Below are 19,196 nucleotides of genomic sequence, written 5' to 3' on the forward strand. Positions count from 1 at the left end.
CCCCGCGCCTCAGCACATAGGCTTAAGACACATGGCAAACATACTGGTGGTCGACGACGAACTGGGGATCCGGGATTTGTTGTCGGAAATCCTCAACGACGAAGGTCATAGTGTGGACGTGGCCGAGAACGCCGGCCAGGCGCGCACGGCGCGCGCCTCCAACACCTACGACCTCGTGCTGCTCGACATCTGGATGCCCGACACCGATGGCGTATCGCTGCTCAAGGAATGGGCCTCGGCGGGCCAGCTGACCATGCCGGTCATCATGATGAGCGGCCACGCCACCATCGAGACGGCGGTGGAGGCCACGCGCATCGGTGCGCTGTCCTTCCTGGAAAAGCCCATCACCATGCAGAAGCTGCTCAAGGCGGTGGAGCAGGGCCTGGCGCGCAATGCCGCCAGCCAGGCGCCGGCTGCAGCGCCTGCCGCAGTGGCCGAGCCCGCCGACATCGCAGCCGTCGTCACGCCTGCGGCCAGCCGTGTGCCGGTGGACAACAACGTGCCGCATGCACACCAGGGTTTCGATCTGGACCGCCCCCTGCGCGAGGCGCGCGACGGTTTCGAGAAGGCCTACTTCGAGTTCCACCTGGCGCGCGAAGGCGGCTCCATGACCCGCGTGGCCGAGAAGACCGGCCTGGAGCGCACCCACCTGTACCGCAAGCTGCGCCAGCTGGGCGTGGACCTGGGCCGCAACAAGCGCGGATAGACTTTTTGAAGGAATTTTGGCTTTTTCGTTTTTGGGTCAAAAAATCCTGCATATAATCTAGTTCTCGGCCCGGTAGCTCAGTCGGTAGAGCAGAGGATTGAAAATCCTTGTGTCGGCGGTTCGATTCCGTCCCAGGCCACCAGATACAGTGAAAAAGATTACGGACTGCTTCGCAAGAAGCAGTCCGTTTTTCTTTGTGCCTCAGGCAATGCGTGATCCTGCCTGTGCGGCGGCTGCGGCCGCCTTCAGTCGTTCGCGCCCGCAATCGTCACCAGCAGCACGCAGCCCTGGTCGCCGCGCGCGTGCACATCGTGCAGCTCGCCGGCAGGCACCAGAACCACCGAGCCGGCCACCAGCCGCAGGCTGGCCAGGCGCGTGGCAATGCCGGCCTCGCCCGCCAGGCAGTGGATGGTGGCCTCGCCGGGGACCTGATGGCTGGGCAGGGCATGGCCGGGCGGTAGCACCAGGCGCAGCAGCTGCAGCTTCGGCGTTCGGATCAGGCTGGTGCTGATGGGCATGCCGTCGCGGGCGTGCAGGGCGATGACCTCCAGTGGCTTTGCGTGTTCGAGTGCCATGCTTGGCTCCTGCTTGATATGGGTCAGAAGGTGGTTGCGCCGCCGCCTCGCCGGTGCACTTGAAGATGTACGCTGGATGCATCTTATGCAGGCGCAGCGGGCCGGAAGGAGTGCACATCATGGCGCAATGGATGGAGCTGGAGGAACCCCTGAGAACCCGGGAGCCGGCGCCGCAATGGACGGCATTCCTCGAATTGGGATTTCGGCCGCTGTACCTGCTGGGCTGCCTCTGGGCCGCGCTGTCGGTGGCGCTGTGGGTCCATGCTCCGCAGTGGATCGCGGGGCGCATGCCCGGCGTGTTCTGGCATGCGCACGAGATGCTGTGGGCCTTCGTGGCCACCATCGCCGTAGGCTTTCTGTTCACGGCGGGCAGCAACTGGACGGGACGCAACCCGCTGCAGGGCCGGGCGCTGGGCGCGCTGTGCCTGCTGTGGCTGACCGCCCGTGCGGGCTTTCTGCTGCCCGGGCCGCAGGCCTTTGCCGTGGCTGCGCTGTGCGAGACCGCCTTCTTCGCCTGGGCCGCGCTGGCGCTGGGCCGCGCCATCCATGCCGCGCGCAGCCGGCGCAACTACGGTCTGCCCCTGCTGCTGGCCGGCCTGGGCGCGGCCGATGCGCTGTACCTGTGGTCCATCTGGCAGGGCGACTACGGCGCGCTGATGCAGCGCTTCAACGCAGGCCTGCTGTGCATGGCCGTGATTGCGCTGCTGATCGCGCGGCGCGTGATCCCCTTCTTCGCCATGCGCGCCGTGTCCGGCCTGCAGATCCCCATGCACACGGCCAGCGGCCAGTGGCAACTGGGTGCGGGCGTGGTGGCCATCGCCTGCCTGCTGGCGGGCTGGTGGCCGGGCCTGGCCGCCGGCCTGGCCGTGGCGGGCGTGATCGCCCTGTGGCAGGTGCTGGCCTGGAAGCCCCAGGCCGTGCGCCGCGTGCCGCTGCTGTGGATTCTCTACCTGGGCCACGCGGCGCTGGGTGCGGGCCTGCTGGTGGCCGGCGCGCATGCGGCCGGATGGGTGCTGCGCCCCGCCTGGCCCGTGCATGTGATCGGTGCGGGCAGCTTTGCCCTGCTCATCATCGGCATGTGCACACGGACGTCGATGGGCCACTTGGGCCTGCCGCTGCGCACCGACCGCAGCATGGTCGCCGCCTATGCCCTGGTCATTGCCGCTGCCGTGCTGCGCCTGGCGGCCCTGCTGCCCACGGCGCTGTCGCTGGCGGCGCTGCATGCCTCGGCCGCTGCCTGGGTATGGGCCTTTGCGCTGTACCTGTGGCGTTTCGCCCCGCTGCTGGTGCGCCCGCGTGCCGACCGGCAGGCATGATCGCAGGCCTGCCATGCGCCTGACTCTGATGACCGACTACGCGCTGCGCCTGCTCATGCATGTGGCGCGCCACCCCGGACGGCTGTGCACGATTGCCGAGATCGCCCAGGCCCATGCCATCTCCGAAGCCCATCTCATGAAGGTCACGCACCAGCTGGCGCTGCGCGGCTGGATCGTGACCGTGCGCGGCAAGGGCGGCGGCATGCGCCTGGCCCATGCGCCGGCCGACATCGGCCTGGGCGACGTGGTGCGCGGCATGGAGCCGGACCTTGCCATCGTCGAATGCTTCACGGGCACCAGCCCACCTGCCTGCACGCTTGCGCAGGACTGCCGGCTGGCCGGCGTGCTGGGCGGGGCGCTGGACAGCTTCCTGGCCCATCTGGACGGCTTCACGCTGGCCGATCTGCTGCCGGCTCCCGCATCCCTGCCGCTGCCCCTGCCCCTGCCGCACAGGAGGCGCGCATGAGCTACGGCCTGCTGCTGACCCTGCACCTGCTGGCTGCCATCGCCTTCGCGGGTACGGTGTTCTTTGAAGTGGTGCTGCTGGCCGGGGCGCGCCGCCACCTGCCCGCCATCGTGGCGCGCGCCACCGAGCAGGCGCTGGGCGACCGAGCGGTGGCCGTCATGCCCTGGGTGCTGCTGGTGCTGTACGGCGCGGGGCTGGGTCTGGGCTGGCAGCATCGCGCGGCACTGGCTGCAGCCTTTGCCGCTCCGCTGGCCAGCAGCTTCGGCCTGCTGCTGGCGCTCAAGATCGGGCTGGCGCTCAGCGTGTTCGGACATTTCCTGGCAGCCATGTGGTGGCGCCGGCGCGGTGTGCTGGGCGGGCGCCGCTCGCACCGCCTGCACCTGAGCGTGTTCTGCCACGTGCTGGCCATCGTGCTGCTGGCCAAGGCCATGTTCTACCTGCATTGGTAATGGACCCGCGCGGTCCCGGCCCGTGTCAACCGCGTTAAGCTCGCTGCTCGCATGGCTTGGAGCACGGGAGCGCAGAGGTGGCATCGCATTGGCAGCCGGGCTTGATCGCCCTGCACGGTAATCAGACGGAGGTGCTGGCCGATACGGTGCTGGCATGGCTGGCTGCGCACCCGCTGGACGTGCTGGAGCCGGAGGTGGTGCTGGTGCAGAGCAACGGCATGGCCGAGTGGTTCAAGATGCGCATGGCCGAGCAGCTGGGCGTGTGCGCCGCCGCGCGCGTGGAACTGCCCGCGCGCTTTGTGTGGCGCAGCTACCGCCAGGTGCTGGGCCGCCAGGCCGTGCCGCGCGAATCGCCCCTGGACAAGACACCCATGACCTGGCGGCTCATGCGCCTGCTGCCGCAGTGCCTGCATGACCCGGCCTTCGCCCCCATTGCAGGCTTTCTGCGCCCCGGCGAGCCCGAGCGGCTGCTGCAGCTGGCCCAGCGCCTGGCCGACCTTTTCGACCAATACCAGATCTACCGCGCCGACTGGCTGGACGCCTGGGAGGCCGGGCATGACGTGCTGCCCATGCCCTTGCGCCCTGGTGTGGCGGACGCCCCGGTGCCCGAAGGCCAGCTGTGGCAGCCGCGCCTGTGGCGCGCCGTGCTGGCCGAGCTGGACGAGGACCAGCGCGGCGCCACGCGCGCGCGCCTGCAGGGCCGGGTGCTGGCCGCGCTGCAGTCCGGCGAGCCGCCGGCCGCGCCGCTGGCGCGCCGCGTGGTGGTGTTCGGCATCAGCCAGTTGCCGCTGAGCCTGCTGGAGTTCCTGGCCGCCATTGCCCGCCACAGCCAGGTGCTGCTGGCCGTGCCCAATCCCTGCCGCTTCCATTGGGCCGACGCCATCGACGGGCGCGAGCTGCTGCGCATGGCGCGGCGCCGCCAGCCGCTGCGCGGCGGCCGCGACCTGGCGCAGCTGCCGCTGGAGGCCATGCATGCCCACGCCCATCCGCTGCTGGCCGCCTGGGGTCGTCAAAGCCGCGACTATGTGCGCCAGCTCGACGCCTTCGACACCACGGGTGCCGCAGCCCAGCTGCAGATGCCGCGCGTGGACCTGTTCGACGAAACCGATGCCGAGGACCTGCGCACCGCGCCGCTGCTGGCCCAGGTACAGCAGCGCATCCGCGACCTGGTGCCGCTGGCCGAGCACCCACCGCTGGAGGTGGCGCGGGCCGACCGCTCCATCGTGTTCCACAGCGCGCACAGCGTGGTGCGCGAGCTGGAGGTGCTGCACGATCAGCTGCTGCAGATGCTGGCCCGGCCGACCGATCCCGGGCAGCCGGGGCAGGCACCGCTGGCACCGCGTGACGTCGTAGTCATGCTGCCGTCCATAGAGACCGCCGCGCCCTCGATACGCGCCGTGTTCGGCCAGTACGGCAGGCATGATCCGCGCCACATTCCCTTTGACATTGCCGACCTGGGCGCACGCGCCAGCAGCCCGCTGGCCGTGGCCCTGCAATGGCTGCTGCGCCTGCCGCAGCAGCGCTGCCGGCTCAGCGAGCTGTGCGACCTGCTGGACGTCCCAGCGATTGCCGCGCGCATGGGTCTGGCGGCCGACGACCTGCCCCAGCTCACGCGCTGGATGGCCGGGGCCGGCATCCGCTGGGGACTCAATGCGCCGCAGCGCGGCGCCCTGGGCCTGCAGGCCTGCGGCGAGCACAACAGCGCCTGGTTCGGCCTGCAGCGCATGCTGCTGGGCTATGCCAGCGGCGTGGCGCAGGACGGCCAGGCCTTCGGCGGCATCGAGCCCTATGACGAGGTGGGCGGCCTGTCGGCCGAGCTGGCCGGCGTGCTGGCCGCGCTGCTGGAGCGCATGCTGGCGTGGTGGCGCGAGGCCGAGCAGCCCGCCATGCCCGAGGCCTGGGCGCAGCGCTTTCGCTCGCTGCTGCAGGACTTCTTCAAGGCGCAGGACGATGAGGACGAGGCCATGCTGGCCGCACTGGACGCCGCTCTCACGGACTGGCAGCGCGCCTGCGAGCAGGCCGGCTATGCGCAGGCCGTGGAACTGGGCGTGGCCCAGGAGGCCTGGATGCAGGCGCTGGAGCAGCCCTCGCTGTCGCAGCGCTTTCGGGCCGGTGGCGTGACCTTTTGCACGCTGATGCCCATGCGCGCCATTCCCTTCGAGGTGGTCTGCCTGCTGGGTATGAACGATGGCGACTATCCGCGCCGCGCCACGCGCAGCGACTTCGACCTGATGGCGCTGCCCGGCCAGCAGCGCCCCGGCGACCGCGCGCGCCGCGACGATGACCGCCAGCTCATGCTCGAAGCCCTGCTGTCTGCGCGCCGCGCGCTCTACATCAGCTGGACCGGCCACCATGTGCGCGACAACAGCGAGCAGCCGCCCTCGGTCCTGGTCTCCCAGCTGCGCGACTACCTGGAGGCCGGCTGGCGCGGCGAAGGCGGCCAGCCGCTGCTGGCGCAGCGCACGCAGCAGCACCCGCTGCAGCCCTTCAGCCGCCGCTATTTCGAAGAAGGTTCGCCCTGGACCACGTATGCGCGCGAATGGCGGGCCGCGCATGCGCAGTCTGACGGCACGAACGCGTTGCCTGCGCTGCCCGCGCAGCCGCGCCCGCCCTTTGTCCCCGACGCCTCGGCGCCGCTGACGCTGGCCCGGCTCACCGATTTCCTGCGCCACCCGGCGCGCGCCTACCTGCGCCAGCGCCTGCAGGTGCGCTTCGAGCAGGAGGACAACCCGGTCGTGGACGAGGAACTGTTCCAGCTCGACGGCCTGACCGAATACCTGCTGGTGCAGCAGTTGCAGCAGCAGGTGGCGGCCGGCCTGTCCGAGCCCGGGCAGGCGCCCCAGGCCATGGAAGACAGCGTGCGCGCCGCCGTGGCGCGCCTCACGCGCTCGGGGCGGCTGCCGCTGGCGGGGCTGGGCGCGCGCGGCGCGCGGGCGCTGCAGTCCTCGGTCACGCCTTCGCTGCGGGCCTGGCGTCAGCAACTGGATCGGTATGCCCATCCCGCGCCGCGCAGGCGGCTGCTGATCGAGGACGATGGCCTGGTGTTCGACGACTGGATCGACGGGCTGCGCCAGTCCTGCGAAACCGAAGAGCCCCCCGATGCGGACGACGCACAGTGCTGGCTGCTGCTGGACCCGCGCAACCTGCTCAATGCCAAGGGCAGGCCCCATGCTGACAAGCTCATGCCGGTCTACCTGCGCAGCCTGGCGCTGGCCGCCAGCGGCTCGCAGGCCGAGTTGCGCGTGGTGGCGCGCGACGGCCTGGTGCAGGTCCTGCCCATGGACCCTTCCGACGCGCTGGCACGGCTGCGTGAATTGATGGCCCTGTGGCGCGAAGGCCAGAACGGCCCGCTGCCCCTGCCGCTGCGCAGCGGCCTGGCCATGGCCGAAGGCTTTCCCGCTGCGGCCCAGCAGGCCTATGAGGGCGGTCATCTGGTCGGCGGCGAAGGCGAGGACCCGTCCTGGGCACGCTGCTACCCGGACTTCGAACGGCTGAGCGCCGATGGCCGTTTCGAGGCCCTGGCCCATGTCGCCCACGCGCCGCTGCTCGACTGGGTGGCCGCGCAGGTGCAGGTCCAGCCCTACCAGGCGGATGCACCATGAGCACCAGCGAAGTGACCGGCGACGTGACCAGCCATGTGCTCGATGCACAGCGTTTTCCGCTGTGGGGCAGCCGCCTGATCGAGGCCAGCGCCGGCACCGGCAAGACCTGGACCATCGCTGCGCTCTACCTGCGCCTGGTGCTGGGGCATGGCGAGGGCAGCCTGGACGGCATCAGCAGTACGGCCTTCGAGCGCCCGCTGATGCCGCCCGATATCCTCGTCATGACCTTCACGCGCGCGGCCACGCGCGAGCTGTCCGACCGCATACGCAAGCGCCTGATCGAGGCCGTGCAGTGCTTTCGCGGCGAGGCCGAGCCCGCGCCCCACGACGGCTTCCTGCACGCGCTGCGCGAGGCCTACCCTGAAGGCGCGGCCCGTGAACGCGCGGCCTGGCGCCTGGCCATGGCGGCTGAATGCATGGACGACGCGGCCATCCACACCATCGACGCCTGGTGCCAGCGCATGCTGCGCGAGCATGCCTTCGACAGCGGCAACCTCTTCGACGAAACGCTGGAGCCTGACGAAAGCCAGCGACAGACCGAGGCCGCGCAGGACTACTGGCGCCAGCAGTGCTACCCGCTGTCCGACGAACTGCTGGACGAGGCCCTGAAGATCTGGCCCCACGTCGATGCCCTGGTCGAAGACATGCGTGCCCTGCTGCGCGAGACCCCCGTGCCCGGCGCGGGCGAGGGCAGCCTGGCCGACTGCCTGCAGCGCGCCATGGAGCAGCGCCGCAGCCGCCTGCTGGCCCTGGCGGCCGGCTGGGACGACAAGGCACAGCGCCTGCAGCTGTGGCTGGATGGACAGCTCGACGGCCATGGCGCACTGTGGGACAAGCGCAAGCTGCAGCCCGCGCGCTACACCGGCTGGCTGGCCGCGCTGGCCGACTGGTCGCGCGCCCCGCTGGACGGTCCGCTGGCGCTGACCGAGGCCGCGCGCCACCGCCTCAGCCCCGAAGGCCTGGCCGAGGCCTTCAAGGGGGCGGCCGGCGATGTGCTCATGCCGCTGGAGCTGGCCGAGCTGCAGGCGCTGCTGGTGCAGCTGGAGCAATTGCCGCCCGTCAGCGTGGCCGTGCGCCTGCATGCGGCCGCGCGCGTGGCGCAGCGGCTGGCTCACCTCAAGCGCCAGGCCGGCAGCTTCGGCTTTGCCGACATGCTGCAGCGCCTGGACACGGCCCTGGCCGGCGACAACGGCGCCGTGCTGCGTGAGCGCATCCTGGCCCAGTACCCGGTGGCGCTGATCGATGAATTCCAGGACACCTCGCCGCTGCAGTACCGCCTGTTCGACCAGATCTACCGCACGGCGGCCAACGACCCGCACAGCGCCCTGCTGCTGATCGGCGACCCCAAGCAGTCCATCTACGGCTTTCGCGGCGCCGACATCCACAGCTACCTGCAGGCGCGCCGCGCCACCGAGGGGCGCCACTACGTGCTGGGCACCAACTACCGCTCCACCGAGGCGCTGGTGGGCGCCGTCAACCATTGGTTCGCGCAGGCCGAGCAGCGCCCGGGCGAGGGCGCCTTCATGTTCCGGCGCGGCAGCCACAACCCGCTGCCGTTCGAGCCCGTGGCCGCCCAGGGGCGCAGCGAGCAACTGCACACGCGCGACGGCGCCATGCCCGCCCTCACCGTGGCCTGGAGCGCGGGCCGTGACGAGGACACCGGCATCCCCCTACCTTTGTCGGCCGACGAGGTGCGGCGGCGCTTTGCGGCCCATTGCGCCGAGCAGATCGTGCAGTGGCTGGCCGACCCGCAGGCCGGCTTTGTGCAGCCCGATGGCCGCCTTGTGCGCCTGCGGCCTGCCGACATCGCCGTGCTGGTGCGCACGGGCCGAGAGGCGGCCACCGTGCGCCGCGAACTGCAGGCGCGCGCCGTGGCCTCGGTCTACCTGTCGGACCAGGATTCGGTGTTCGCCAGCGACGAGGCCCATGACCTGCTGTACTGGCTGCGCGCCGTTGCCGCGCCGCTGGACGCCCAGGCCGTGCGCGCGGGCCTGGCCACGCGGCTCATCGGCCTGTCGCTGGACGAGCTGGCCTGGCTGGCCGCCGACGAGGAAGCCTTTGACGCGCGCAGCGAGCAGCTGCGCGAACTGCACAGCATCTGGCTGCGCCTGGGCGTGCTGGCCATGCTGCGCCAGACCCTGTACCGCCTGGACCTGCCCGCGCGCTGGCTGCAGGACCCGGCCCTGGGTGGCGAGCGGCGCCTGACCAACTACCTGCACCTGGCCGAGCTGCTGCAGACCGCCAGCGCCCAGCTGGAGGGCGAGCAGGCCCTGATCCGATGGCTGGCCACCCAGATCGAGGCGCCGGGCAGCGGCAGCGAAGAGCAGGTGGTGCGCCTGGAAAGCGATGCCGACCTGGTCAAGATCGTCACCGTGCACAAGAGCAAGGGCCTGGAGTACCCGCTGGTCTGCCTGCCGTTCGCAGGCAGCTTCCGCCCCATGGAGCGGGCCAGAACGCCGTTCCTGACCCTGTCCGCGCAGGAGGGGGGGGAAGACGATGCCGCCCCGGCCCGCAGGCTGCTGCTGGACTTCAGCGACGAAGACCTGGCCCAGGCCGACCGCGAGCGGCTGCGCGAGGACCTGCGCCTGTTCTACGTGGCGCTCACCCGCCCGCGCCATGCGCTGTGGCTGGGCCTGGCCCCGCTCAGGCGCGGCAACGGCAAGGCCTGCGTGAACGAGCAGGGCGCCGCCGGCTACCTGCTGGGCGGCACCGAGCCGCGCTCGGCCCAGGGCTGGCTTGACGGCCTGCGACAGCTGTGCGGAGAAGACCCGCACATGGCCTGGCGCGATCTGGACGCCGAGCCGCTGCAGCGCACGCGCTGGCAGCCGCCGGACGCTGCCACGCCGCTGCACGATGCCCGGCCCTACGAGGCACGCTTCGACACGCGCTGGGGCATCGGCAGCTTCTCTGCCCTGGTGCGTGCCATGGCCGCGCCCAGCCTGCCCGTGCTGCCCGTGGCCGTGCAACGCCCGGCCGAGGATGAGCAGGCGCTGGAGCCTCCGCCATCGCCGGAACTGGCGGACATCGCCGGCCTGGCGGGCCTGCAGCCCCTGCAGAATGGACCGGCCGGCGGGCCTGCTGTCTGGCACCGCTTTTTGCGCGGCCCCGTGGTCGGCAACTTCGTGCACGACCAGCTTGAATGGCTGGGCGGCGAAGACTTTGCCCTGCCCGTGGACGGCCAGGGTGCGCTCGCTGATCGCCTGGTGCGCCGCTGCGAGCGCGCGGGCCGGGGCGAGCAGGCGCGCGACCTGCTGGCCTGGCTCACGGCCGTGGTCCACCAGCCGCTGGCGCCGCTGGATGTCACGCTGGCCACGCTGGGGCCGCAACTGTCCGAGATGGAGTTCTGGCTGCCCGCGCGCCAGCTGCCGGCCGAGCGCATCGACCAGCTGTGCCGGCGCTTCATCCTGCCGGGGCAGGAGCGGCCCGCGCTGCCCCAGCGCTCGCTGCACGGCATGCTCATGGGCTTTGCCGACCTGGTGTTCTGCCACGAGGGCCGCTACTGGGTGCTTGACTACAAGAGCAACCACCTGGGCCCGGACGGCACCGCCTACGACCAGGAGGCCTTGGCCCGCGCCATGCTCCACCACCGCTACGACGTGCAGGCCGCGCTCTACCTGCTGGCCCTGCACCGGCTGCTGCGCAGCCGGCTGGGCACGGCCTACGAGCCGCAGCGCCAACTGGGCGGTGCGCTGTACTACTTTCTGCGCGGCATCGATGGCCCGGCCGGTGGCATGCATGCCATGGCGCCCGAGCTGCCCTTGCTTGATGCGCTCGATGAACTGCTCGGTCCCGGCCGCGCCAACGCGGAGGAACTGCCATGAGCCCGCGCCCCCGTTCGCGCACCATCGATACGGCCACGCTGGACCTGTTCGATGAACGGCCGGGCGGCGACTCGCTGGGCGGCAAACCGCCGGGCGCCGTGCCGCCAGACACCAATGAAGTGCTGGCCCTGCTGCGCCGCTGGGCCGACGCGGGCCTGCTGCGCCGGCTGGATGCGGCGCTGGCCTCCTTCGTCGCCGGGCAGGATGCGCAGGCCGGGCCCGCCTTGCTGGTGGCCGCCGCGCTGCTGGCGCAGATGGAGGGGCGCGGCCACAGCTGCCTGCCCCTGGCGCCGCTGGCCGGCCACCCCAACGACGTGCTGGCCTGGCCGGCCGATGCGTTGCCCGCGCAGCAGGCCCTGTGGCAGATGCTGCCTGCGCGCCTGTCCGGCTGGGTGGCGGCGCTGAGCGCCAGCCCCGTGGTGCGCGTGGTGCACGGGGAGCAGGTAGATGGACAGGATGGCAGCGAGGACCTCGGCCAGCCCCTGGTGCTGGCCGGCGCAGACGGCCCCGCGCCGCTGCTGTATCTGCGCCGCTACTGGGACTACGAACGCGCCGTGGCCGCGCACGTCATCCAGCGCACGGCGGCGCAGGCCGTGGCCGGACAGCCGCTGGACGAAGCCCAGGCCCGCCACTGGCTGGACCGCCTGTTCCCGCCTGTGGCGGACGGTGGCGCCGTGGACTGGCAGAAGCTGGCCTGCGCGCTGGCGCTGCGCGGCCGGCTGTCGGTGATCACGGGCGGCCCTGGCACCGGCAAGACCTATACCGCCGCGCGGCTGCTGGCCCTGCTGTTTGCCACGGCGCCCGATGCCGGCCAGTTGCGCGTGGCCCTGGCCGCCCCCACGGGCAAGGCGGCTGCGCGCCTGAAACAATCGATCGACGGGGCCTTGCTGCAATTGCAGGGCAGCATGGGCGGCGAGATCGACCTGGCGGGCCTGGTGCAGCGCATGGGCGCGGCGCGCACCCTGCACTCCATGCTGGGCGCGCGGCCCGATACGCGGCACTGGGGGTTCCATGCGGGGCGGCAGCTGGACGTGGACGTGCTCATCGTCGATGAGGCCTCCATGGTCCACCTGGAGATGATGGCGGCGCTGCTGGAGGCACTGCCGGCCGGCGCCCGCCTGGTGCTGCTGGGCGACAAGGACCAACTGGCTTCGGTGGAGGCGGGCGCCGTGCTGGGCGACCTGTGCCGCGATGCCCAGGCCGGGCGCTACCTGCCCGACACGCTGGACTACGCACTGCGCGTGGCCGGCCAGCGGCTGCCGCCGCAGTTCGCGGCGCCGGCAGGCGACCGGCCTCCGGCTCTTGCGCAGCACACCGTCATGCTGCGCGAAAGCCGGCGCTTCGGGGGCCCCATCGGCCAGCTGGCACACGCCGTGAATGCCGGTGAGGCGGTGAAGGCCCAGGCCCTGCTCGATGCCGGCACGCAAGCCGGCGCAGGTTCCGAGCTGTGGGAACGCCATGGCGGCGGCGTGCACGCCGTGACCGAACTGGCCGTGCACGGGCGTGGCGGTCTTGCCAGCTATGCCCTCTATGCCCAGGCGCTGCAGGGCCGGCCGGATGCGGCCGGCGCCGACGAGGCAGCGCACCGCGCCTGGGTGGTCGCTGTGCTGCAGGCCTTCGAGCGCTTCCGGCTGCTGTGCGCCGTGCGCGAGGGGGACTGGGGCGTGTCCGGCCTCAACCGCGCGGTGGAGCAGGCCCTGGATGCGCAGGGCGTGATCCACCGAGGCGGCGAATGGTATGCGGGCCGTCCCGTCATGGTCACGCGCAACGACGCGCAGCTGGGCGTGTTCAACGGCGACATCGGCATTGCGCTGCCGGGAGCGCACCAGGGGCAGCCAGGGCAGCTGCTGCGCGTCTACTTCCTGCAGGGCGACGAATTGCGCTCGGTCGGCGTCAGCCGCATGGCCCATGTGGAGACCGCCTTCGCCATGACGGTGCACAAAAGCCAGGGCTCGGAGTTCGAGCACACCGCCCTGGTGCTGCCCTCGCGCGGCGGCAGCGTGCTGGGGCGCGAGCTGGTCTACACCGGCATCACGCGCGCCCGCCAGGCCTTCTCGCTGTTCTCCGAGGTGCCGGGCCTGCTGGCCTCGGCCGTTGGCAGCCCCACGCAGCGCGCCAGCGGGCTGCTGCGCTGGCTGCAGGAGTGAGTGAAGGCCCCGCGCCTCAGGCCGGGGTCTTGTCGCTGGCGTAGCGGGCCATCATCAGCGCCGTATTGGTCTTGCGGTCGGCATTGACCTGCTGCACCGTGGGCCGCTCGGCCATGCGTGCCAGGTACTCGCGCACGGGCAGGTCGGCCAGAACGTCGCGGCCGCCAACGATCTTGCTGGCCGCGCTGACCAGGGGCAGGTGGACGATGGCGCAGCAGTCGGCCAGCGTGAAGCTGTCGCCCGCCACAAAGGGTGAGAAACGCGCGAGTTTGGCGAAGGCCGCCACGTTCTTGTCGAGCTGGGCCAGCGTGCGCTCCCGGGTGGAGTCGCTGACCTGGCCGCCGAAGAAGGCCTGCGGGTAGAGGATGCGCGCCACCAGCTCCAGGTGCAGGTCCAGGTACACGCACAGCTCGCGCACCTTGGCGGCCTCGAAGGCGTCGGCCGGCAGCAGGGCCGGCGAGGGCGACAGCGTCTCCACGTACTCGACCATGGCGGCCGACTCGCACAGACCCCGGCCGTCGTCGATGCGCAGGTAGGGCACCTTGCCCAGCGGAGAAAGCGCCATGTCGGTCTCTCCCAGCCAGGCCAGTTCCTCGTTGAAGGGCAGCTGCTTTTCCAGCAGGGCCAGCTTGACCTTGTTGTAGTAGTTGCTGGCCGCGAATCCGCACAGGGTGAGCATGGGTGTCTCCTAGGGTGTTGGTGAGGGCTGGGGGATGCGCCTGCGATGGTAGGGGCGGGCAGGGCCTGGCGGGGTCACGGACATGACGTCCTGGGGCAGACCCCTAGAATGACGCCATGCCGCTTCGCCTGCCCTCCACCTTGGCTGCCTGCGCCCGCTGGGCGCTGGGCCTGTGGCTGTGCGTGGCGCTGGCATCGGCGTTTGCGCCGCTGGCGCGCGCCTCGGGCTGGGAGCGCCTGTGCTCGGCCGCTGGCGAATCGGTCTGGGTGCCCTCGCCAGCCGGTCAGGACGATGCCCTTGCCGGCAGCCACGGCATCGACTGCCCGCTGTGCCTGCCCCCGCTGGCGCCGCCGCCCGCCCGGTGCAGTGCGGCCCCGGCACCGCTGGTGGCAGATGCGCAGCCACGGGCGCACCCGGCCTCCGTCCACAGCGTGGCCATGCCGGCCCTGCCCCAGGCCCGCGCACCGCCCCGGTGACTCCCGGATTCACTCCCGCTTCCTTCGCTTGGCCAACCCTTTTTGCAAGGCACGAAGACCGTGCCGCAATGCATTGAAATTTCTGGAGAAACCGTGATGACACTGCGTCAATGGACCACCCCTTTCCTGATCGCCGCCTCCCTGTCCATGGGCCTGGCCCATGCCCATGCCGATGCGGCCCATGTCAAGGCCGACGCCGCCTGGGCGCGTGCCAGCGTGCCGGGCCAGCAGGCCACGGGCGCCTTCATGCGCCTGACGGCCGAGGAGCCGCTGCGCCTGGTGGGCGTGGAGTCGCCCGCCGCCGGCGTGGCCGAGGTGCATGAAATGAAGATGGAAGGCGATGTGATGCGCATGCGCGCCATCGACGGCCTGGACCTGCCCAAGGGCGTGGCCGTGGACCTGAAGCCCGGCGGCTACCACGTCATGCTGCAGCAGCTCAAGAGCCCGCTGCTCAAGGACAGTCAGGTACCCATCACCCTGGTGTTCAAGGACGCCAAGGGCGAGACCTCGCGCCTGAGCCTGCAGGTCCCCGTGCGCGCCATGGCGCCCGGCGCAGGTGCGGCATCGGCTGCGCAGGGCGGCGCGCATGGCGGACACGGCGGACATGCCGGCCACTCCCACTGAGCTTTTTGTCATCCACCGGGTTTGTGCGCAGCGGGCCGTGCATGACTTGCGATGGACTTGGCGTGTGCCTGGGTTAAGCTGAGCGCATGGCCGGTGTGCTTCACCGGCATGTTCTTCCAACCCAGTCCTAGCGAGTGCTGCCATGAGTGATGCGTCCTCCTTCGGTTTCGGCAAGTTCATCCCCGGTTTCGACTTCCTGCAGGGCCTGGCCCAGAGTGCAGGATCGGCCACCGCCCGGCCCCTGGGGCGCCTGCCCGAATGGGTGGCGCCCACGGTGAGCATCGAAGAGGTGGACAAGCGCATCACCGAACTCAAGGCCGTGCAGTTCTGGCTCGACCAGAACGGCAAGGCGCTGGCCGCCACCATCCAGGCCCTGGAAGTGCAGCGCATGACGCTGTCCACCTTGCAGGGCATGAACGTCAGCATGGGCGAGCTGGCGCAGGCCTTCCAGTTCCCTGCAGCCGCAACCGCCGCGGCCACCGCCGCGGCCAAGGGCGCCGCCAGCGCGGGGCAGGGCGACCTTTCGGACTGGCCCATGTCCTCGGCCGCCAGCCGGGCGAGCAAGAAGGAAAAGCCGCAGCCCGAGCCCGCACAGGCCGCTGCCGCGCCGCCTGCAGCCCCCGAGGCGGCCAAGGCCGCCGACAGACCCGCAGCCGCGGAGACTGCGGCGCCCAAGGACGAGTCCGCCCAGGCCGCCGCCATGGGCCAGGCCATGCAGTGGTGGGGCGCGTTGACCCAGCAATTCCAGCAGATCGCCGCCAAGGCCATGGCCGAGCCCATGGCCCCGGAGGCCGTGGCGGCCGCCCAGCGCGCCACCGGCATGGCCGGGGACCTGGCCAAGGCCACCATGGACCGCATGGCGGCACAGGCCAGCGCCTTTGCTGCGCAGGCGGGCAAGGCGGCGGCGGTCTCCCCTGCCAAGGCGCCGTCCGCAAAGCCGGCGGCCAAGGCTGCGGTGCAGGCCGAAGCCCCCAGGACCGCTGCCAAGGCTCCCGCCAAAGCGGCTGCCAGGAAAACCGCTGCAAAGGCTGGAGCCAAGGCGCCGGCCGCCAGCAAGCCGGCAGCCAAGAGCCGGCCGGCGCGTTGACCGATCGGGCCGGACCCATGGATGCGCAAGGCCCCAGCCACCCGCAAGCCGGGTGCTGGCGGGGCTAGAAAGAAGGTTGGTATGTCGTTGTTTCCTGTAGGCCATGCCAGCCATTCCGACTGGCGCGCCGCGGCCGACGCGGTGCTGCAGCAGCTGCGCTTGCAGATGGCCGGGCCCGGCCACGCGCAGCGGCCCCGTCTGGGACTGGTGTACCTGTCCCATGCGCATGCCGCCCACGCACGGCCGCTGTTGCAGCATCTGGCCAGGGCCCTGCCCCATGTGGCGGACTGGGCCGGCTGCTCGGCCGGCGGCGTTCTGGCCATGTCGCATGAGTACCTTTCAGGAACCGCGCTCGCGGTGATGCTGCTGGATGTACCGGCCGCCCACTACCGCCTGTATTCGGGCCTGGCGCCCCTGCATGCGCCTGGCGGCGAGGCCGGCTTCACCGCCCATTCGGCCCTGGTCCATGCCGCAGGCGGCCAGCCCGAGCTGGCCGAGCTGCTGTACGAGCTGTCCGAGCGCACCGAGTCCGGCCTGCTGTTCGGCGGCGTGGGCGATGACGGGGAAGATGGCGTGGAGGGCGTGCAGATCGCCTGCCGCACCGAGGATCTGCATGCGCAGCATGCGGACGCGCGCGGCATTTTTCGTGGCGGCTTTTCAGGCGTGGCCTTCGGTGCCGGCGTGCCCTGCATCACGGGCATGGCCCAGGGCTGCGTGCCGCTGGGCGAGGGGCTGGAGATCACCGAGGCGCGCGGGGCCCTGGTCACCGGGCTCGATGGCGATCCGGCCCTGCAGCGCCTGCTGCAACTGCTGGGCGTGGAGCTGGAAGGCAGCGACTGGCAGCCCGCGCTGACCACGGTCCGCACCACGCTGGCGGCCATTGCGCCGCCGGGCCGGGGCCTGGCCCACGGCGTGCTGACCGAAGAGGCCCAGGTGCTGACCCTGGTTGGCCTGGACCCGCTGCGCCAGGGCGTCGCCCTGTCATCGGCCGTGGAGGCCGGGCATTCGGTGATCTTCTGCCGCCGCCAGGCCCAGGTCGCGCGCCAGGAACTGCTGCAACTGGGCGCTGCGCTGCGCGATGCGGCGGAGCCCGAGGAGGCGGCGCCCGAAGGCGAGGCACAGCCCCGCATCCGTGGCGCCATCTACATCAGTTGCCGGGGCCGCGGCGGCGGCCTGTTCGGCGGCCCCGATGCCGAACTGCGCACCCTGCGCCACGCACTGGGCGATGTGCCATTGATCGGCTTCGTCGCCGAAGCCGAGATCATGGACGCCCGCCTGCACCGCTTCGCCGGGGTGTTGACGGTGTTCACTGCCTAGGCGTCGTACACGCCGTACACGCCGTCCGCACCTCAGACCGCGCGCGGGCGCACCGTGCCTGCGCTGCGATCCGGGTCCATGGCTACGGCTCCCAGAAAATCGAAATCCACGGCTGGCTGCCTGCCGCTGACCAGGTCGGCCAGCGCCATGCCGGAGCCGCAGGCATGGGTCCAGCCCAGCGTGCCGTGGCCGGTGTTCAGGAACAGGTTGGCGATGGGCGAGCGTCCGATCAGCGGCACATTGCTGGGCGTGGCGGGGCGCAGGCCGCTCCAGAACTGGGCGCGCCCGGTATCGCCGGCGCCGGGGAACAGCTGCTGCACGCGCCGCACGATGGCCTCGCAACGCACGGGGTCCAGGTTGCGGTCGTAGCCGTTGAACTCGGCCGTGCCCGCAATGCGCAGGCGGTCGCCTTGCGCGCCCGTGTAGCGCGAGAACACCAGCTTGAACTCGTCGTCCGTGAGGCTGACCTGGTAGGCCTTGGCGGGGTCCAGCACCGGCAGGGTCACGGAGTAGCCCTTGGCCGGGTAGATGGGCAGGCGCAACCCCAGCGGCTGGGCCAGCAGCGGGCTGAACGAGCCCATGGCCAGCACATAGGCGTCGCCCTGGATGCGTTCATAGCGGCCATCGGCATTGGTCACCTCCACATGGTCGATATGGCGGCTGGCGCCCGCACCCGTGGTGCGCAGCGCCGTCACGTGGTGGCTCTGGCGGAACTGCACGCCCGTGGCGGCGGCGATGCGCGCCAGCTCGCGTGTGAAGAGGTTGGCGTCGCCTGATTCATCCTCGGCCGTATAGGTGGCGCCCGCTATCTGCCCGCGCACATGGGCCAGGGCCGGCTCCAGGCGCACGGCTTCGTCGGCATCGATCAGGCGGCGGTCGCAGCCCAGGGCCTGCATCTGCTCGGTGGGCTTGAGCGCGCCCTCGAACTCGCGGGCGTTCGTGTAGAAGTGCAGGATGCCCTGCATGCGCTGCTCGTACTGGATGCCGGTGTCGGCACGCAGCTGCTGCAGGGCCTCGCGGCTGTAGGTGCCCAGGCGAACGATCTGCCGGATGTTGTGGCGCGTGCGCGCGGGCGTGCAGTTGCGCAGGAAGGACAGGCCCCAGAGCCACTGGCGCATGTCGGCGCGCAGGCGGAACAGCAGGGGGGCATCCTGCCGGCCCAGCCAGCCCAGCAGCTTCAGCGGTGCGCCGGGGTTGGCCCAGGGCTCGGCATGGCTGACCGAGATCTGCCCGCCGTTGGCGAAGCTGGTTTCGGCGCCGGGCGCGGCCTGGCGGTCGATGACGGTCACTCCATGACCGAGGGATTGCAGATAGTAGGCCGACGTGGTGCCGATCAGACCGGCTCCGAGAACGATGACGCGCATGACGATGCCCTTTCAAAGGCATGTGCCGGGTCACGCGAAAGCTGGCCGCTATGGTCTGGATAGCAGGCAGCCGGCGTCCGTCGTGACGCAGCTGCCGCTCCCCCTGTCCTTGGTACCTGAGAGATTCACCGCCGTCCATGGGAACGGGGCTTGCTCCTTCGGTGCGCCGCACATTGCGTGCGGCGGCTCTCCAGACGGCATGTTGTGTTTGCAGTACGGAACCTGAGCGTGTATGGGAGTTTGCGCCTTCGGTGAGGCTCGGCACCGTGGCGCCCGCCTGCTCTCCTGCAGGGGCGATTCTATGGGGCTTGCGCAGCCAGCTCCAGTCGTATTGGGGATACCACCAGTTACCTGTATGTGGTGTGGCTGATTCAGGGTATTCCCTAGATCGCTCAAGCGCCTCCCTCGTAGCGCTGGTACGAGTCTTCGGTTTCATGTAAAAAAACTATTGAAATAGAAAAAAACATGATTTAGCCTATCGATATGTGCAGTGGTTTGTCAGTGCTTGTTCTGGTCGATTGGACCTGCATGGGTTAACCATGGGTTGTATATATGTCTGATAGGCGA

The 19,196-nt window shown here is 70.8% G+C and carries 14 protein-coding genes, 1 tRNA gene and 1 riboswitch; of the genes, 12 read left to right on the forward strand and 3 right to left on the reverse strand.

Going from position 1 to position 19,196, the window contains the following annotated elements; all coding sequences use genetic code 11:
* Positions 1 to 31: 31 nt before the first annotated feature.
* Positions 32 to 706, forward strand: coding sequence for a response regulator (locus ACN20X_RS02360; protein ID WP_016450397.1), 675 nt, complete (start codon positions 32 to 34; stop codon positions 704 to 706).
* 66 nt (positions 707 to 772) lie between these two features.
* Positions 773 to 848 (forward strand) — tRNA-Phe (locus ACN20X_RS02365).
* 103 nt (positions 849 to 951) lie between these two features.
* Here the strand turns inward: ACN20X_RS02365 and ACN20X_RS02370 are convergent.
* Positions 952 to 1,281, reverse strand: a complete 330-nt coding sequence (locus ACN20X_RS02370) for a cupin domain-containing protein (RefSeq protein WP_012202449.1) — start codon at positions 1,279 to 1,281, stop codon at positions 952 to 954.
* Positions 1,282 to 1,400: 119 nt separating this feature from the next.
* On the opposite strand from ACN20X_RS02370, the gene ACN20X_RS02375 reads away from it, so the two are divergent.
* The 6 genes from ACN20X_RS02375 to recD all read left to right on the forward strand — a co-directional run bounded on the left by ACN20X_RS02375 (position 1,401) and on the right by recD (position 13,082).
* Complete coding sequence (locus ACN20X_RS02375) at positions 1,401 to 2,597, forward strand: NnrS family protein (protein WP_473210256.1); 1,197 nt, start codon at positions 1,401 to 1,403, stop codon at positions 2,595 to 2,597.
* 13 nt (positions 2,598 to 2,610) lie between these two features.
* On the forward strand, positions 2,611 to 3,063 hold the full coding sequence (locus tag ACN20X_RS02380; protein WP_016453548.1) for an RrF2 family transcriptional regulator: 453 nt from the start codon (positions 2,611 to 2,613) through the stop codon (positions 3,061 to 3,063).
* A complete protein-coding gene (locus tag ACN20X_RS02385; RefSeq protein WP_016453547.1) occupies positions 3,060 to 3,512 on the forward strand; it encodes a CopD family copper resistance protein in 453 nt (150 codons plus the stop codon). The genes ACN20X_RS02380 and ACN20X_RS02385 overlap by 4 nt, the downstream gene beginning before the upstream one ends.
* A gap of 77 nt (positions 3,513 to 3,589) precedes the next feature.
* The gene (gene recC / locus ACN20X_RS02390; RefSeq protein WP_473210257.1) at positions 3,590 to 7,114 is read left to right on the forward strand and encodes an exodeoxyribonuclease V subunit gamma; all 3,525 of its coding nucleotides are present in this window, start codon (positions 3,590 to 3,592) and stop codon (positions 7,112 to 7,114) included.
* Positions 7,111 to 10,935 carry an exodeoxyribonuclease V subunit beta gene (recB, locus tag ACN20X_RS02395; protein ID WP_473210258.1) on the forward strand — a complete coding sequence of 1,275 codons (3,825 nt, stop codon included), beginning with the start codon at positions 7,111 to 7,113 and terminating at the stop codon, positions 10,933 to 10,935. Before recC ends, recB begins: the two co-directional genes overlap by 4 nt.
* A complete protein-coding gene (gene recD / locus ACN20X_RS02400; protein WP_016453544.1) occupies positions 10,932 to 13,082 on the forward strand; it encodes an exodeoxyribonuclease V subunit alpha in 2,151 nt (716 codons plus the stop codon). Before recB ends, recD begins: the two co-directional genes overlap by 4 nt.
* 16 nt (positions 13,083 to 13,098) lie before the next feature.
* On the opposite strand, the gene ACN20X_RS02405 is transcribed toward recD, so the two are convergent.
* Positions 13,099 to 13,761: a glutathione S-transferase family protein gene (locus ACN20X_RS02405; RefSeq protein ID WP_016450404.1), complete on the reverse strand. Its 663-nt coding sequence runs from the start codon at positions 13,759 to 13,761 to the stop codon at positions 13,099 to 13,101.
* A 116-nt stretch (positions 13,762 to 13,877) separates the two neighbouring features.
* Here ACN20X_RS02405 and ACN20X_RS02410 point away from each other — a divergent pair, with 116 nt between their 5' ends.
* From ACN20X_RS02410 to ACN20X_RS02425, 4 genes are all read left to right on the forward strand, one after another.
* The gene (locus tag ACN20X_RS02410) at positions 13,878 to 14,237 is read left to right on the forward strand and encodes a hypothetical protein (protein ID WP_016450405.1); all 360 of its coding nucleotides are present in this window, start codon (positions 13,878 to 13,880) and stop codon (positions 14,235 to 14,237) included.
* A 96-nt stretch (positions 14,238 to 14,333) separates the two neighbouring features.
* The gene (locus tag ACN20X_RS02415) at positions 14,334 to 14,861 is read left to right on the forward strand and encodes a copper chaperone PCu(A)C (protein WP_016450406.1); all 528 of its coding nucleotides are present in this window, start codon (positions 14,334 to 14,336) and stop codon (positions 14,859 to 14,861) included.
* A gap of 142 nt (positions 14,862 to 15,003) precedes the next feature.
* Complete coding sequence (locus ACN20X_RS02420) at positions 15,004 to 15,948, forward strand: PhaM family polyhydroxyalkanoate granule multifunctional regulatory protein (RefSeq protein ID WP_016453543.1); 945 nt, start codon at positions 15,004 to 15,006, stop codon at positions 15,946 to 15,948.
* A gap of 81 nt (positions 15,949 to 16,029) precedes the next feature.
* The gene (locus ACN20X_RS02425; RefSeq protein ID WP_016450408.1) at positions 16,030 to 17,265 is read left to right on the forward strand and encodes an FIST signal transduction protein; all 1,236 of its coding nucleotides are present in this window, start codon (positions 16,030 to 16,032) and stop codon (positions 17,263 to 17,265) included.
* Between the two features lie 32 nt (positions 17,266 to 17,297).
* Here ACN20X_RS02425 and ACN20X_RS02430 read toward each other — a convergent pair whose 3' ends face one another.
* Positions 17,298 to 18,629 carry a D-amino acid dehydrogenase gene (locus ACN20X_RS02430; RefSeq protein WP_016453542.1) on the reverse strand — a complete coding sequence of 444 codons (1,332 nt, stop codon included), beginning with the start codon at positions 18,627 to 18,629 and terminating at the stop codon, positions 17,298 to 17,300.
* A 93-nt stretch (positions 18,630 to 18,722) separates the two neighbouring features.
* Positions 18,723 to 18,833, reverse strand: a riboswitch (glycine riboswitch).
* Positions 18,834 to 19,196: the final 363 nt, after the last annotated feature.

Source organism: Delftia sp. PX-1, from assembly GCF_055797465.1.

Coding starts and splice junctions, on each gene's coding strand:
- ACN20X_RS02360 (WP_016450397.1), top strand. CDS start 32: ATGGCAAACATACTGGTGGTCGACGACGAACTGGGGATCCGGGATTTG.
- ACN20X_RS02370 (WP_012202449.1), bottom strand. CDS start 1,281: ATGGCACTCGAACACGCAAAGCCACTGGAGGTCATCGCCCTGCACGCC.
- ACN20X_RS02375 (WP_473210256.1), top strand. CDS start 1,401: ATGGCGCAATGGATGGAGCTGGAGGAACCCCTGAGAACCCGGGAGCCG.
- ACN20X_RS02380 (WP_016453548.1), top strand. CDS start 2,611: ATGCGCCTGACTCTGATGACCGACTACGCGCTGCGCCTGCTCATGCAT.
- ACN20X_RS02385 (WP_016453547.1), top strand. CDS start 3,060: ATGAGCTACGGCCTGCTGCTGACCCTGCACCTGCTGGCTGCCATCGCC.
- recB (WP_473210258.1), top strand. CDS start 7,111: ATGAGCACCAGCGAAGTGACCGGCGACGTGACCAGCCATGTGCTCGAT.
- recD (WP_016453544.1), top strand. CDS start 10,932: ATGAGCCCGCGCCCCCGTTCGCGCACCATCGATACGGCCACGCTGGAC.
- ACN20X_RS02405 (WP_016450404.1), bottom strand. CDS start 13,761: ATGCTCACCCTGTGCGGATTCGCGGCCAGCAACTACTACAACAAGGTC.
- ACN20X_RS02410 (WP_016450405.1), top strand. CDS start 13,878: ATGCCGCTTCGCCTGCCCTCCACCTTGGCTGCCTGCGCCCGCTGGGCG.
- ACN20X_RS02415 (WP_016450406.1), top strand. CDS start 14,334: ATGACACTGCGTCAATGGACCACCCCTTTCCTGATCGCCGCCTCCCTG.
- ACN20X_RS02420 (WP_016453543.1), top strand. CDS start 15,004: ATGAGTGATGCGTCCTCCTTCGGTTTCGGCAAGTTCATCCCCGGTTTC.
- ACN20X_RS02425 (WP_016450408.1), top strand. CDS start 16,030: ATGTCGTTGTTTCCTGTAGGCCATGCCAGCCATTCCGACTGGCGCGCC.
- ACN20X_RS02430 (WP_016453542.1), bottom strand. CDS start 18,629: ATGCGCGTCATCGTTCTCGGAGCCGGTCTGATCGGCACCACGTCGGCC.